This is a genomic window from Pseudomonas frederiksbergensis, from assembly GCF_003732665.1.
GTDB classification, from domain to species: Bacteria; Pseudomonadota; Gammaproteobacteria; order Pseudomonadales; family Pseudomonadaceae; genus Aquipseudomonas; species Aquipseudomonas frederiksbergensis_G.
This window is the reverse complement of the sequence record NZ_MOBP01000188.1, coordinates 1-293: the sequence shown is the minus strand read 5'-3', so window position 1 is coordinate 293 and position 293 is coordinate 1. Positions and strand designations below refer to the sequence as shown.

The window sequence follows — 293 nt, the reverse complement described above, 5'->3', positions numbered from 1 at the left end:
AATAAACCCCGCTTCCCGGTAGCTGAGAATCAGCTCATCGAATAGGCCAATAACGAGCCGAGTCCGGGCAATTAATTGAGCTCCGGCAACGGAGGTGTAAATGGCGCGGGCACGTCGTTCACAGCTTTCTGCGCTGCCCATTCCTGCGTCAGCCAGCACCTCCGTCAGCCACTTCACATTGATGTCTGCAAACGCCTTGACCTCGCGCCTGACCTCCTCGGGCAAGTCTTCATATTCTGCTGCCATGAAGCTGGACAGGAGCCCCGACGCGCACGGCTTTCCACGCCGCGACG

General features: G+C 58.7%; 1 pseudogene. It reads right to left on the bottom strand.

Going from position 1 to position 293, the window contains the following annotated elements:
* Positions 1–293, bottom strand: a pseudogene (locus BK665_RS33755) (hypothetical protein); the annotation flags it as partial.